Source organism: Ruegeria sp. C2, from assembly GCF_056537765.1.
The window spans coordinates 1216984-1231158 of sequence record NZ_JBQFRZ010000001.1; the positions used below are offsets into that span (position 1 = coordinate 1216984).

Sequence of the window (14175 nt, forward strand, 5' to 3'; positions counted from 1 at the left end):
TTTCGTTTCGGCGCTATTCTGCGGCCTCAGCCGCGGCGTCCAACTCAGCGGCTTTTTTCTCGACCTCTTCCACAATATGGTCGATCATCTGGTCGTTCGACATTTTGTGGCTGGCCTTGCCCGCCAGATAAACCATACCGGACCCTGCCCCGCCGCCGGTGAAACCGACATCTGTCATCAGCGCTTCACCCGGGCCGTTCACAACGCAGCCGATGATCGACAGGCTCATGGGCGTTTTGATGTGTTCCAGCCGATGCTCCAGCGCTTCTACCGTTTTGATCACGTCAAAACCCTGCCGCGCGCAAGAAGGGCATGAAATGATGTTCACCCCACGATGGCGCAGGCCCAGAGATTTCAGGATCTCATAGCCCACCTTGACCTCTTCCACCGGATCGGCGGATAGGCTGACGCGGATCGTGTCGCCAATACCCATCCACAGCAAATTGCCCAGACCGATGGCCGATTTGATCGTACCGCTGACCAACCCTCCGGCCTCGGTGATGCCTAAATGGATGGGGGCGTCTGTGGCCTCGGCAATGCCCTGATAGGCCGCGGCCGACAGGAACACGTCGCTGGCCTTCACGCTGATCTTGAAATTGTGAAAGTCATTATCCTCAAGGATGCGGATATGTTCGAGCCCGCTTTCAACCATCGCCTCGGGGCACGGCTCGCCATATTTCTCCAGCAGATGCTTTTCCAAACTCCCTGCGTTCACCCCAATCCGGATCGAGCAGTTGTGGTCGCGCGCGGCAGCGATGACCTCTTTCACACGCTTCTCATCGCCGATGTTGCCGGGGTTGATGCGCAGGCAGGCTGCGCCGGCCTCAGCGGATTCTATGCCGCGGCGATAATGGAAATGAATATCGGCGACGATGGGCACTGGGCTTTCGCGCACGATCTCTTTCAGCGCTTTTGACGAGGCTTCATCCGGGACCGAGACGCGCACGATATCCGCCCCCGCCTCTGCCGCCGCCTGCACCTGCGCAACAGTCGCCGCGACATTGGTGGTCAGCGTGTTGGTCATGGTCTGCACGGCAATCGGCGCGTCGCCACCGACGGGCACGTTGCCAACCATGATCTGACGGGATTTGCGGCGATAGATGTTGCGCCACGGGCGCACGTGATTGAGCGACATGAGGATCGATCCGGATCAGCCTGAGTTGCGCCTTAGATAGTTCGCCAACCCCCAAGGAGCAATGCCAAGATCACTCGGCGGGCGCTTCTGTCGCCTCGGTCTGCAGCTCGGCCACCAATTGCTTGAGCGCGCTGTTCTGATCGGCTTCAAGATCGGCCACGGTGAAGTTCTCGGCCACCGAATCTTTCGACAGCACGACCCCTTTGGTCACCGTGCCGGGCGCGCCGACCGGGCCAAAATGCTCACCATTCATCGAGAAATAGACGGAGCCCGAGGCACCTGCGCGCAACTGCGGCGGCTCTTCCATAAGCGGGACCTCGAACGTGCTACCCTGTTCAACCGTCCCGAGCGTCCCTTCGAAAATTACACTGCCATCGGCAGCCGTGACGCGCATCCACGACGGGTTCACAGCAACGATTTTCAGGTTTGTGTCAATCTTCTCAACAACCTGCGGCAACTCCGGACGCTCGACCGTGTGAACTTCTGTCACTTGAATCTGCGGCGGTTCTGGCGGGCTGAAAGTGCCAACCGTGCGCGGATCGAGTGTCGAGATCGGGGCGTCACGCGCCACCAGAACAGGCACATCCAGCGCCTGCGGACGATACAGACGATCCAGCGCTTCGGAGCTTGGAGTGTCCACGCTGGCCAGTTCGACCTCATCCGACCGCACCTGTGCCGCATCAAGCGGGTCGAGATCGGTCAAGACGACAGGCGCCTGTTCAACCGGGCTAACCTGTACCTGCTGAATACGGTTCAGGACCGACCAGCCGCCATAGCCAATGCCGCCAATGACGGCCAGCAGAACCAGTGTCGAACCAATAGCCCGTGGTTCAATCTGGCTGACAACGGATTCGCGACCGGGGATATAAGGAGTGTTGGGCGAAACAAAGGGGTCGCGCCCCATCGGCCCACGCGCAGGCAAACCGCCTTGCGCTTTCTTAACGACTGACGCCTCAGCCGACATGCCATGAGCGACCTCGAAACCGCTTTCCTTGCAGAAAGTCTGGAACGTCTCATCCGGGTTCATCCCCAGATAACGGGCATAGGACCGCACATAGCCAGCGATAAAGCCAGGAGTGTCAAAGGCGTCCGGGTCAGCGTTCTCGATGGCGGCGATATAATTGGCCTTGATCCGCAGTTCGCGTTGTACGTCCAGAAGAGACTTGCCCATCGTCGCACGCTCGCCGCGCATGACATCGCCAAGTCGCACCTCATAGTCATCAAACCCTTTCGGTCTGACGTCCATGTCTTCTCCGGAATCGCGCTGTGATCTGCGCCCAATCATTCCTGCTGCCCCATCTTTGCCTGTCGCGTGTTACGCGCCGTCAGCGAATCGACCCTAAACGATTCGTCTGCCAGTTTTGTTAGCGTAAGCCTAACACGCAGCAAACTCGTTGCACACTTTAGCGTGAGGTTATCCAGCAAGTTCGGCGCGATTTAGCGCACAATGTGACCAAAGTTCGTCCATCGCCTGAACCAGACGGTTCATTTCGTCAGGTCCATGTACCGGAGACGGGGTAAACCGCAGGCGTTCAGTACCGCGTGGAACGGTCGGGAAATTGATTGGCTGCACGTAGATGCCATAATCATCCAGCAGCATATCGCTCAACTTCTTGGTGTGGACGGGGTTGCCGACGATTACTGGCACGATGTGACTGCCGTGATCGATCAGAGGCATGCCCAGCCCTTTCAGGCGCAGCTTGAGAATGCTGGCCTGTGTCTGGTGCTGTTCGCGCAGTTCAGGCGCGGTTTTCAAATAGGCCACCGACGCCGCCGCCCCTGCTGCAACCGCAGGTGGCAGCGAGGTGGTGAAGATAAAGCCGGGTGCATATGACCGGATCGCGTCGCACATCTTGGCGCTGGCCGCGATATAGCCACCCATGACACCATAAGCTTTAGCCAGTGTTCCGTTGATGATGTCAATCCGATGGGCCAGACGATCCCGCTCGGTCACGCCGCCGCCGCGCGGGCCGTACATACCGACCGCGTGAACCTCATCGATATAAGTCAGCGCACCGAATTCATCAGCGAGGTCGCAGATCTCTTCGATCGGACCAAAATCGCCATCCATGGAATAGACCGATTCAAACGCAATCAGCTTGGGCGCAGCCGGATCATCCGCCGCCATCAGCTCGCGCAGATGAGCGACGTCATTGTGACGGAAGATACGCTTTGCCCCACCATTGCGGCGCACGCCTTCGATCATTGAGGCATGATTCAGCGCGTCGGAATAGATGATCAGGCCGGGAAACAGCTTGGGCAGTGTCGAAAGCGTGGCATCATTGGCGATGTAGGCGCTGGTAAACAGCAGCGCGGCTTCTTTGCCATGCAGATCAGCAAGCTCAGCCTCCAGCCGCTTATGATAAACGGTGGTGCCCGAAATATTGCGCGTCCCGCCCGAGCCCGCGCCCGCCGCGTCGACCGCCTCGTGCATGGCGTTCAAAACAACCGGGTTCTGCCCCATGCCAAGATAGTCGTTGCCACACCACACGGTGATGTTCTGCTGCGACCCGTCCGGACAGGTCCGCACCGCATGCGGAAAATGACCATTCCGGCGTTCAATATCGATAAAGGTCCGGTAACGTCCTTCGTCATGCAGCTTGGCGATCGCTGTATCGAGCTGAGCAGTATAGTCCACCGGACCCTCCTTGGATGCCCGGCCATCATACCTCCGGACTACTTTTTTCGCTACACTACAGGGTTTCTGCAAATGTGGCGTCGCGTTCATCTGTCCGACTTGCCTACCGCCGAAACGTTGAACCCAACTTTGATTTGCATCAAATAACGCCTAACGCCCGAACCGACAAGCAAAGTTACGGCCAGAAAACGCGAGGAAACGACGCAGGCCGCCCCTATGCCTTTGCCCCAGAATCCTGCTGGACGGCCCCGCCCATGCTGCTAGGCTCTGCCCGAATTCAGCACTTTTCAGGAGAGCCCCATGTCGCTTGACGCCGTACTGAGCCGGATCGACACTGATCTGACCCCCTCTATCGATCGCCTGATGGAGTTCCTGCGCATCCCTTCAATCTCGACCGACCCCGCCTATAAAGAGCATGTCGACAAGGCCGCTGACTGGCTGGTGGCCGATCTGCAAAGCCTCGGCATCGCAGCCGAGAAGCGCCCGACCCCGGGCCACCCGATGGTGGTGGGCCATGTTGGCGAAGACAGCGATGGGCCGCATGTCCTGTTTTATGGCCATTACGATGTGCAACCGGTTGACCCGCTTGAACTATGGAACCGCGACCCGTTTGATCCGGCACTGGAACAAACCGAACATGGGGATGTAATCCGCGGGCGCGGTGCATCGGATGACAAGGGCCAGCTCATGACATTTGTCGAGGCCTGCCGTGCGTGGAAAGCTGTCCACGGCACCTTGCCCTGCCGCATCACATTCTTCTTCGAGGGCGAAGAGGAATCCGGCTCACCCTCGCTGGTGCCGTTCCTCGAAGCGAACAAGGAAGAGTTGAAGGCAGATCTGGCGCTGGTTTGCGATACCTCGATGGTCTCTCGTGGTGTGCCTTCGATCGCATCACAATTGCGCGGGATGCTGAAAGATGAATTCACCATTATCGGCCCGCGCATCGACCTGCACTCGGGCCATTACGGAGGACCCGGCCTGAACCCGCTCCGCGAACTCTCTCGCATCGTTACCTCGTTCTATGACGAAGAAACTGGGCGTGTCGCCGTTGAAGGGTTCTATGAAGGCGTTCATGAGGTGCCTGCCGACCAATTACGCCAATGGGAAAATTGCGGGTTCGACGAGGCGGAATACCTGAACTCGGTCGGCTACACCCAGCCTCACGGTGAAAAAGCCTACTCTACCCTGGAACAGCAATGGGCACGCCCGACGCTCGAAGTTAACGGACTCTGGGGTGGCTATAATGGCGCAGGATCAAAAACCGTTATTCCGTCCGAGGCACATTGCAAGATCACCTGCCGCCTTGTCGGTGACATGGATCCAGACGCACTGCGCGACAAAATTCGCAAACACGTAGAAGAGCGTCTTTCCCCTGACGTCAAAGTCGTCTGGGACAACGACCTCGAAGGCTCGCCCGCTTCTGTCATGAACCTCAACCGCCCGGAATTCGAAGCAGCACGCGGCGCCCTTTCCGACGAATGGAATCGCGAGGCCGTTTTTACCGGCATGGGCGGCTCGATCCCGGTCGTCGGCTATTTCGATACCGTGCTCGGGCTGGATTCGATGCTCGTGGGCTATGCCAATGACGACGACGCTATCCACTCGCCGAACGAAAAATACGACGTCAAAAGCTTCCACAAAGGTATCCGCTCCTGGGCCCGCATTTTGGATGCGCTGAACAAATAAGGATTCCAGCGAGGCTCTGCCTCGCGCTCCGGGATATTTTCGGCCAGATGAAGACCGGATCCCCTGCTTCATCTGGCCATAAATATCCCGGGGGAGTCGCGGCTTGCCGTGGCGAGGGCAGAGCCCCCTTCCCTTACATGTGGATCACACGCCCATAGGCATCCAGAACGCTCTCATGCATCATCTCTGACAGCGTTGGGTGTGGGAAGACCGTATTCATCAGGTCTTCTTCGGTGGTCTCCAACTGACGACCAACCACATAGCCCTGAATCAGCTCAGTGACTTCGGCGCCGATCATATGTGCGCCCAGCAACTCACCCGTCTTGGCATCAAAGATGGTTTTGATCATTCCTTCAGGTTCGCCCAAGGCGATGGCCTTGCCGTTGCCGATAAAGGGGAAGCGACCGACCTTGATGTCAAAGCCAAGCTCCTTGGCCTTCGCCTCGGTATAACCTACCGATGCAACCTGCGGCTGGCAGTATGTGCAACCCGCTATGCTTTCGGGCTTAACCGGATGCGCGTGTTTACCGGCAATCAATTCAGCCACCATCACACCTTCGTGGCTGGCTTTATGTGCCAGCCAGGGCGCGCCCGCGATGTCGCCAATGGCATAGAGCCCATCAACACCGGTACGGCAGAATTCATCGGTGATCACATGGGTGCGGTCGATCTTTACGCCCAGAGCCTCAAGCCCCAGGTTTTCGACATTCCCCACGATACCAACCGCCGAGATTACCGTATCGAAGTCATGCTTCTCTACTTTGCCCTTCACCTCGATATGCGCAGTCACCTTGCCTTTGGCGCGATCCAGCTGCTTGACCATCGCCTTTTCCATGATGGTCATGCCCTGTTTGGTAAAGGCTTTCTTGGCAAAGGCACTGATCTCAGCGTCTTCAACCGGCAGCACGCGGTCCATAACCTCGACCACCGTCGTATCCGCGCCCAGCGTGTTGTAGAAACTAGCGAATTCGATGCCGATCGCGCCCGATCCGATGACCAGCAGTTTCTTGGGCATCCGGGGCGGCTGCAGCGCGTGTTTATAAGTCCAGACTAGATCACCATCCGCCTCCAGACCGGGCAGTTCGCGGGCCCGCGCGCCCGTGGCCAGCACGATGTTCTTCGCCGTCAGTTCTTCGGTGCCTTTGTCGGTCTTGACGCTGACCTTACCTTTCGCAGGTATCGTCGCCTCGCCCATTACGACGTCGATCTTATTCTTCTTCATCAGATGACCGATCCCGCCTGACAGCTGGGCGGCAACCCCGCGCGAGCGTTTGACGACCGCGTCGAGGTCATAACCCACCTTGTCTGCCTTAAGGCCGAAATCCTTAGCGCGCTCCATCAGATGGAAGACTTCCGACGAGCGCAGCAACGCCTTGGTCGGGATGCAGCCCCAGTTCAAACAGATGCCGCCCAGATGCTCACGCTCGACAACGACGGTTTTCAGGCCCAGCTGGGCTGCGCGAATGGCAGCGACATAGCCTCCGGGGCCGGCCCCGATTACGATCAGATCATAAGATTTTGCAGCCATGTGTCCCTCTCGGCGCAGATCGGTTTCAAAACTAGTTTACCGTTAAACTATTTTTCACAGCGCATCAACAACTCCGCCCGCGACATATGTGACGCGGGGTCAAATCGCCCGTCAGGCGCTGAATTCAGCCTATACCCACGCCTCACCAAAGGCTAGAACCGAACCAATTCGTTTCCAAACCTGTGTATTTGAGAGAGGCCATGATGGCAAAAACACTCAAAGATCTTTTGCTTGCCCTTTTGAACGCCACCCTGATCCTGCTGGCCCTCTGCCTGTTCTTGGGTTGGAAGCTGGCGCAATCGGTCGACAATATCCGGACCGGTTTTGCAGAAAACCTGCAACTGGTGACGCCGTTACGAGATCAGGCGCAAGGCCTTCGTGGAGAGCTTGCGGCGTTGCGCAGCGACATGGCTGCAATCCGCGCGCAGGATGATGCATCTGATCCTGCGACGGCGCGACAACTGAATGCAGCACTGCAGCGGTTGAACGGGTTGGAGGAAGGTCTGGAAAAAACACAGGCCCGACTGACGGGCCTGGTGGACTCTCCTGAAGATCTGATCGATCACGCCATTACCACCACGGTGGATAGCGTGACCCACGGCCTTCAGTCGGTCAGAGGGTGCACGCCCGCAACCTAGGTCGCAGCTGCCTGCAACTCACGAACGGTGCTGCCATAGCCACCGTTGCTGACATATGCGGCTTCGTGTTCAGTTGTGCTGCGATCCAGTGCATCGTTTCGATACGGGAAACGACCGAACTTGCGGATCACTTCGCGATGCGCCCGAGCGTGCAGAAGATTTCCTTCGCCGGCCTGCGGCATCCGCTCGTGCATCAGGCGCACGCAGCGCTCCTGATCACACAGATTTTCCGAATGCATCATCGGCAGGTAAAAGAACTGCCGCGCCGGCTCGTCAATCTTCATGTCCCATCCCTTGTCGACCGCACATTTCGCAGCCGCCAACGCCGCACGATCCGATGAAAACGCCTTGGCGCTGCCGCGGAACATGTTACGAGGGAATTGATCCATAAGGATAATATAAGCCAGCGCACCGCTGGGATAGGTCAGCCAGAGCGAGAATTTTCCCTCGCACGCGGCCTTCCAAGTTGACAGAAACTTGTCGCGGATCTGCTCGTCCAGCGCCTCATCCTGCAGGTACCAGCCCTTGGGCCCAACCTCATCCAACCAAAAACTCAATACTTTTTCAGGAGCAACCATTGCCCTAAACTCCGTAATTGTCCTCCCCAGGGACGTAGCGTCATTTAAATCTCTTTTACAGATTTGTGACAGTAACATATTGCAACACAAAAGTCACAAATCCGGCGTCAGGCAGGTTCTTGCGTATCCTGCTCTTCCTGGGCCGCTTCGATGACAACTTCCTGTGCAACTTCAAGCGCAACCGGGGATGAAGTCGGGTAAATCGGCGCGATGGCTCCGGTCTCATCCACGGGCACGTAAGCGCGCTGAGTCATACGGTAGGCACCGTAGATCGCCATGGCGAACATCAGCGCCGCGATGAACAGGAAGAACCCGGCAGGGCCAAGCAGGCCAACGCCCATCAACCAACCCGTGATGACCGGGCCTGCAATGGCGCCCAGACCGTTGATGAAAATCAGCCCGCCAGAGGCGGCGGACATGTCATCATATTCCAGATAATCGTTCGTATAGGCGATCAACAGCGAGTAGAGCGGGCTTGTCATGCCCCCGATCGCAAACGCTGAGAGCAGCAGGATCGGGAATGATCCTGCCCCGAAAAACATGCCGATCAAGGCCCCGACGCCGCCAACGGCTGCCACCAACATGATCAGGATACGCCGGTCCGCACGGTCCGATATCCAACCGATCGGATACTGCAGCACAACCGCTCCGATGTAAAACGCCGCGACAAAAGTCGAAATCTCGACCAGCGACAGGTCTGCTTGCGCGCCGTAGACCGCGCTCATCCCGAACTGGGCCGAAAACACGCCGCCCAGCAGGAACATCCCCACACAACCCAGTGGTGATGTCTCCATCAGTTTGCGCAATGTCATTGGTTTGGTAGTCTCAAAAGCCGGTGTCGGCGAGATCGACAGCAGAATCGGGGCAAACGAGACCGAAATCAGGATCGATGCGATCACGAAAGTCTCATACCCCGCGGGATCTCCGACCAGCAGCAAAGCCTGCGCACTGACCACACCTGCCATCTGCACGATCATATACAGAGACAGCGCCTGCCCCCGGTTTTCGTTGCTGGCCGCATTGTTCAACCAGCTCTCTGCAGTCACGTACACGCCCGAGAAACAGAACCCGATCACCACCCGGCCCAGAGACCAGGCAATCGGGTCCGTCAGCATCGGATACATGATCATCACGGCCGAGATGAACGAGGCCAGCGCCGCAAACACGCGGACATGCCCCACCCGCCGGATCATCTCGGGCGCAAGGCGCGAACCGCCAAGGAAGCCCACGAAATAAGCAGACATCACGAACGACATCTCAAGGGTCGAGAACCCCTCAATATCGCCCCGCACACCCAGCAACGTGCCCTGCAGGCCATTGCCGATCATCAGCAATCCCATTCCAAGAAGAAGCGCCCAAGCGCTGGAAAGAACCTGAAGCATGCTGCCTATCCAAATGCCAAAGTAGTTTCAGTTTACCTGATGCCCACTTACAGCCTGCGTCGCGCTTGTCTACGACATTGTGAGGACGCTAACCGAAAATCCGCGCCTCAGGGGATCAACAATGATGCATCGCCATACGAGAAGAACCGATATTCCCCCGCGATTGCATGGTCATAGATCGTACGCACCCGGTCCTGCCCCATCAGCGCCGAAACCAGCATCAGCAGCGTAGATTTCGGCAGGTGAAAATTGGTCATCAAGGCATCGGCGGCATGAAACTGGAAGCCGGGATAGATGAAGATATCGGTCTCACCTTCCCAAGGGGTGATCTCTCCGCCCCTTGCTGCGCTTTCAATCAGGCGCAGCGCGGTCGTGCCCACCGGAATGACACGCCCGCCTGCGGCCTTGGTCGCGGCGATCTCGGCAGCGGCCTGAGGGCTGACGCACCCCCATTCGGCATGCATCTTGTGCGTTGTAACATCCTCGACCTTCACAGGCAGAAACGTACCAGCGCCAACATGCAGGGTGACATGGGTGAACTCCACCCCACGCGCGGTGAGGGCCTGCAACAAAGGATCATCAAAATGCAGCGAGGCGGTCGGCGCCGCAACCGCCCCGGAATGGCGTGCCCAGACCGTTTGATAGTCGGTCTTGTCTTGCTCATCTGCCGCACGCTTGGCTGCAATGTATGGCGGCAGCGGCATCGCACCGGCTTGTTCCAGCGCTTTGTCGAAATCCTCGCCTGTCAGATTAAACCGCAGATAGGCCTGCCCGTCGGCGACCCTTTCCAGGGTGGCGCTCAGGTCATCGGAGAATACGATCTGTTCCCCCGGTTTGACCTTCTTCAGCGGTTTGACCAGCGCGGTCCAGCTGCCATCGGCCTGCGGCTCAAGCAAGGTCGCTTCGATTGCGGCTGAGACCGGACCTTGTGCGCTGTCACGGTGACGTCGCCCGCTGAGCCGCGCCGGAATAACACGAGTGTCGTTCAGCACCAGACGGTCGCCGGGCTGCAACAGATCAGGCAGGTCGAACACATGCTGGTCGCGGATGCCATCGCCCTGCGCCACCAGCATTCGCGCCGAGGATCGCGGGCTGGCAGGCCGCGTGGCAATCAGGTGTTCAGGCAGGTGGAAGTCGAAATCGCTGAGTTTCATGGCCGCGCCAATACAATGCCGCTAAAGATTCGGCCACTGCTGAGATCAGCGATCTTCGCCGCGCGACTGGAAGGCGGGATGCGGGCGTTCGGATCGGTCGGGCGTCGCGTTCGGACCATCCGAGACGGTTGGCGCAGGCTGCCGCAATAGGTTGCGCAGAAACAGCGGGGCAAGGCCTGACAACGGGTTCACCGACACCTTCGGATTGGCCAGTGGCCCGGTCAGAGTGTAGTTGAACGCAAATACACCTTCCCCTTTTCGGGTCAAAACACTTCCAATCGCGTTCAACAGATAAATCGGAGAAATCGCACCGCGCAGGTTCAGCCTTCCGGCGACGGTGTCGACGGTGCCATCAAAGGACAGGCCCATCGACGGGCCGACGGCACTGCCGCTCAGAACCTTCACCTCGGTCGGCGTGAGGCGCATCGTGCTTTCGATCGCGGAAAAGAAAATCCCTTGCCCCGCCATTTCGTCCAGTAAGCCAACCAGGCTGATGGCATTCAGCAGGGCCGCCATCGCAGGGGCATCCTTGATCCGCGTATTCTCGATTCGCAGGTCCACATCATAGTTTCCGGGCTCGGCAATCGGGTCGAGTTGCACCTGCAGGTTGCCGCCACGCGCCTGAGTGATAAGACCCGCGGACCGCATCACGGCACCTGCATCCTCAGAGGTCAGGCTAACCGCGCTGCGCCCCCCACGCGGGGACACCTGCCCCCTGATTGGCGCGCCGCCATTCACTTGCGCGGCAAAGGCACCGGTCAAACCTCCGGTGGTCTGGAACGAACCGGTCAAGCCTGTCAGCGCAACCGTTTCGGTTACCTGCAACCGATCCAACGTGACATCCATCTTCGGCCCCGGCCCGCTAGCGCCCCCCTCGCCGCCGCCTTCGCCCAAGGTCGATTTGCCCAGATTCAGCACGCCCCCCAGGACCCGAATATCAGGCAGCGCGGCCCCACGTCCGATCAGCTCGGCAGGAACGGCCAGCCAATCTCCGATCTCGAACGAACTGAACCGGACCCGATCAAAAGCCCCATCATGGAATGAAATCGAGGCCGCGCTTCGCAACCCAGCGGCATTGATCCGCAGGGAATCGACACTCAGATTTGCGCCCAGCGTTGCCTCGGCTGTCAAAGAGCCGCTGGTCGCCGCCGCCTTGCGCCAGCCAAGTTCGGGGATCGCAAGTGTGACACCCACCAGATCGGATTGCGCCGTTAGTTTGAGAGGATCGCCTGCCCCTATGCCCAACGAGAAATCCGCCACCCCCTGCCCCGTCAGCATGCCGCGCGGCAAACCGGCGTTGATCTGATCCATCAGACGAGGCGAAAGCTCGATCTGCCCGCTCAGCGTGCTGCGCTGCGCCTTATCCCCTCCGATAGGTTGCTGCCAAAGGGCCGTGACCGGCACCACACCAAAGAGACCCTGCCCGTCAATCAAGACCCCGGTCTGATCTCCGGACAGGTTCAACCGATCCGCACTGACCTCGAACCCCGGCACAAGTTTATCACTGTCGAGATCCGCCAGAGTGCCGTCGAAATGAAACCGCGTATCCTCCAACGTCAGCCCCTTGATCAGCGGCAGCGACAGCGTGCCGTCAAGACTGACCTGTCCATCGGCAAGATCGACTGGCAGATTGGCCTTGGTCAGCAGCGACAACGGAGGGCGGTCCAGCAAAGACAGTGCCGCCGTGACGCTGCCACGCGCCTGTATCCGCGCGATACCCGGGGTCGATCTCCTAATGCCGGTATCGGGAATGATGAAAGAGGTGCCAGCGGCATCTACCTGCCCCCCTTGATCGGCAACCACCACACCTTTTTGCGCGGTCACGGTAAACCGCCGATTCAACAGGCTGGCCTGTCCTTGCGCGTCTTGTACCGGGGGCAGCGTTTTCGCAAATCTCAGACTGGTGTTTTCAAACTCGAAATCCGCGTAGATGTCAGGCTTTTCGCCGGGGCGCAGGCGCAAGGCGAAGTCGAGATCCGACATTTCTCCGTAATGCAGGTTTTCGGTGACCCAAAGGCGCGGCTTGGGGGCCAGACGCTCAGGCCAATAGTTCAGCAACTGGTCCGAGTTCATCTGGTCGATTTGCGCGTCAACCTCGGCCAACCATCCGTCGGACAACCCGGCCAGCGCACCGCTGAGCCGCAGACGATGCGCGCCATCCTCGACCGTCATCTGCCCCACGCGCATCCGGAAGGGCGCAAGCTTCATCTGAAAATCAACATCCGCACGCTTCAGGTTCAGCGCTTCGGGGAACAAGTTTGCCGGGTTGACCTCAATCCCGCTCAGCCGGAACTGCCCGGCCATACTGTCGAGACGCCCGGCCTCGACCCCTTCAAGAAACGCCTTACCCTCGGCATGGACTTCGCCCCAGGCGGAGTGGATGGAGATTTCGTTGAAGTCCAACACTTCCTGCTGCGGGTTATAGGTGAAATAGGTACGCGCCGAATCGAACCGGACCGGGCGGGTCTCGGGCGTTGGCTGTACCGCCCCTTCTCCAAGGTTCAGTGTGGCAAAGACCGGCCCGAGCGCGCCATCGGCATCGACACTCCCGCGTAAGGCACCCGAGATCGGCGTGCGCAACACCTGCATCCAGGCCAGCGCGGGGCTGTGTCCGGCAATATCTTCGGCAGGCAGATCAGTGATCGAGATACCGAACTGCGCCGCTGCACTGTCCAGTGAACTGGTATAGTTCGCCTCAATCCCGCTGACATAATCGCGCCCGGCCAGTACCGAGAAACCGGTGGCGAGCCGTACCTCGCGCGCACTGCGGGTGGCTTGAATATGGCCGCCATCCAGCACCCACGAGCGACCCAGCCGCAGGTCACGATAGTCCAGAGTGATCGAATCCAGCCGAACCGAGGTCAGCGCCGACAGCGCGGGGGATCGAAACACCTCATCCGAGGCCTCGATCAACTGCGCAAGGTTCGGCGCCTCGCCAACCGGCGCACTGCCGGTGCCCACGGTCAGAGATAGCGCACCATCTTCGCCTCGTGTCAGTGCGATCTGCGCGCCCTGCAGGATGATCCGCTTGGGCCGAACATGGCCCCGCAACAATGGCCGCATCGCTAGGCTGGCGCGTAGGTCCGACACCTCGGCTATCTGTTGCCCGGCCGCATCACTGATGCGCACATCCGTCAGGCGCAGACGCGGCCGCCACCCCTCATGAATGATGAAACTTACGTCGCCGAACCGGACCTGCACGCCGCCCAATGCCTTGTCCAGCCGTGCTTCGACACGGTCGCGCACCCAGGCCGGAGCATGCATCCGCTGCCCGACCACCATGAATCCGGTCACTAGCCCCAAAAACACCAGAACAAAGACGCCGCGCATGGCCCACAGGCCAGCCGTCCGCCGACGCGACCGGCGACGCGGCTTCTTGCCGCTCTCAGTCTCATCCTGCTGATCTTGCTGGACCAATTTGCGTTCCACGCCTTTC

General features: G+C 59.2%; 10 protein-coding genes. 2 read left to right on the plus strand and 8 right to left on the minus strand.

Annotated features, from left to right (window positions below; genetic code table 11):
- Positions 1 to 13: 13 nt before the first annotated feature.
- The 3 genes from ispG to hemA form a co-directional block, all read right to left on the minus strand.
- Complete coding sequence (gene ispG / locus ACR0IV_RS06180) at positions 14 to 1135, minus strand: flavodoxin-dependent (E)-4-hydroxy-3-methylbut-2-enyl-diphosphate synthase (RefSeq protein ID WP_480657371.1); 1122 nt, start codon at positions 1133 to 1135, stop codon at positions 14 to 16.
- A gap of 70 nt (positions 1136 to 1205) precedes the next feature.
- Entirely contained in the window at positions 1206 to 2420 is a 1215-nt protein-coding gene (locus tag ACR0IV_RS06185; protein ID WP_480657370.1) for a helix-turn-helix domain-containing protein, read from the minus strand.
- Positions 2421 to 2549: 129 nt separating this feature from the next.
- Entirely contained in the window at positions 2550 to 3773 is a 1224-nt protein-coding gene (gene hemA / locus ACR0IV_RS06190) for a 5-aminolevulinate synthase (RefSeq protein WP_480469502.1), read from the minus strand.
- A 300-nt stretch (positions 3774 to 4073) separates the two neighbouring features.
- Between hemA and ACR0IV_RS06195 the strand changes: the two genes are divergently transcribed.
- Positions 4074 to 5459 carry a dipeptidase gene (locus ACR0IV_RS06195; RefSeq protein WP_480469501.1) on the plus strand — a complete coding sequence of 462 codons (1386 nt, stop codon included), beginning with the start codon at positions 4074 to 4076 and terminating at the stop codon, positions 5457 to 5459.
- A gap of 133 nt (positions 5460 to 5592) precedes the next feature.
- On the opposite strand, the gene lpdA is transcribed toward ACR0IV_RS06195, so the two are convergent.
- Positions 5593 to 6987, minus strand: coding sequence for a dihydrolipoyl dehydrogenase (lpdA, locus tag ACR0IV_RS06200; RefSeq protein WP_480657369.1), 1395 nt, complete (start codon positions 6985 to 6987; stop codon positions 5593 to 5595).
- A gap of 203 nt (positions 6988 to 7190) precedes the next feature.
- Between lpdA and ACR0IV_RS06205 the strand changes: the two genes are divergently transcribed.
- The gene (locus ACR0IV_RS06205) at positions 7191 to 7625 is read left to right on the plus strand and encodes a hypothetical protein (RefSeq protein WP_480657368.1); all 435 of its coding nucleotides are present in this window, start codon (positions 7191 to 7193) and stop codon (positions 7623 to 7625) included.
- Here ACR0IV_RS06205 and ACR0IV_RS06210 read toward each other — a convergent pair.
- The 4 genes from ACR0IV_RS06210 to ACR0IV_RS06225 form a co-directional block, all read right to left on the minus strand.
- Positions 7622 to 8203 (minus strand): DUF924 family protein, encoded by a 582-nt coding sequence (locus tag ACR0IV_RS06210; RefSeq protein ID WP_480469498.1) that lies wholly within the window; start codon positions 8201 to 8203, stop codon positions 7622 to 7624. The two genes, ACR0IV_RS06205 and ACR0IV_RS06210, sit on opposite strands and share 4 nt — an antisense overlap.
- 107 nt (positions 8204 to 8310) lie before the next feature.
- Positions 8311 to 9585 (minus strand): MFS transporter, encoded by a 1275-nt coding sequence (locus ACR0IV_RS06215; protein ID WP_480657367.1) that lies wholly within the window; start codon positions 9583 to 9585, stop codon positions 8311 to 8313.
- A 107-nt stretch (positions 9586 to 9692) separates the two neighbouring features.
- Positions 9693 to 10739, minus strand: coding sequence for a tRNA preQ1(34) S-adenosylmethionine ribosyltransferase-isomerase QueA (gene queA, locus ACR0IV_RS06220; protein WP_480657366.1), 1047 nt, complete (start codon positions 10737 to 10739; stop codon positions 9693 to 9695).
- Positions 10740 to 10784: 45 nt separating this feature from the next.
- Positions 10785 to 14168: a YhdP family protein gene (locus tag ACR0IV_RS06225; protein ID WP_480657365.1), complete on the minus strand. Its 3384-nt coding sequence runs from the start codon at positions 14166 to 14168 to the stop codon at positions 10785 to 10787.
- Between the last annotated feature and the right edge of the window lie 7 nt (positions 14169 to 14175).

Excerpts from the sequence above, each read along its gene's own strand:
- lpdA (WP_480657369.1), bottom strand. The coding sequence starts at position 6,987 with ATGGCTGCAAAATCTTATGATCTGATCGTAATCGGGGCCGGCCCCGGA.
- queA (WP_480657366.1), bottom strand. The coding sequence starts at position 10,739 with ATGAAACTCAGCGATTTCGACTTCCACCTGCCTGAACACCTGATTGCC.
- ispG (WP_480657371.1), bottom strand. The coding sequence starts at position 1,135 with ATGTCGCTCAATCACGTGCGCCCGTGGCGCAACATCTATCGCCGCAAA.
- ACR0IV_RS06210 (WP_480469498.1), bottom strand. The coding sequence starts at position 8,203 with ATGGTTGCTCCTGAAAAAGTATTGAGTTTTTGGTTGGATGAGGTTGGG.
- ACR0IV_RS06215 (WP_480657367.1), bottom strand. The coding sequence starts at position 9,585 with ATGCTTCAGGTTCTTTCCAGCGCTTGGGCGCTTCTTCTTGGAATGGGA.
- ACR0IV_RS06205 (WP_480657368.1), top strand. The coding sequence starts at position 7,191 with ATGGCAAAAACACTCAAAGATCTTTTGCTTGCCCTTTTGAACGCCACC.
- ACR0IV_RS06195 (WP_480469501.1), top strand. The coding sequence starts at position 4,074 with ATGTCGCTTGACGCCGTACTGAGCCGGATCGACACTGATCTGACCCCC.
- ACR0IV_RS06185 (WP_480657370.1), bottom strand. The coding sequence starts at position 2,420 with ATGATTGGGCGCAGATCACAGCGCGATTCCGGAGAAGACATGGACGTC.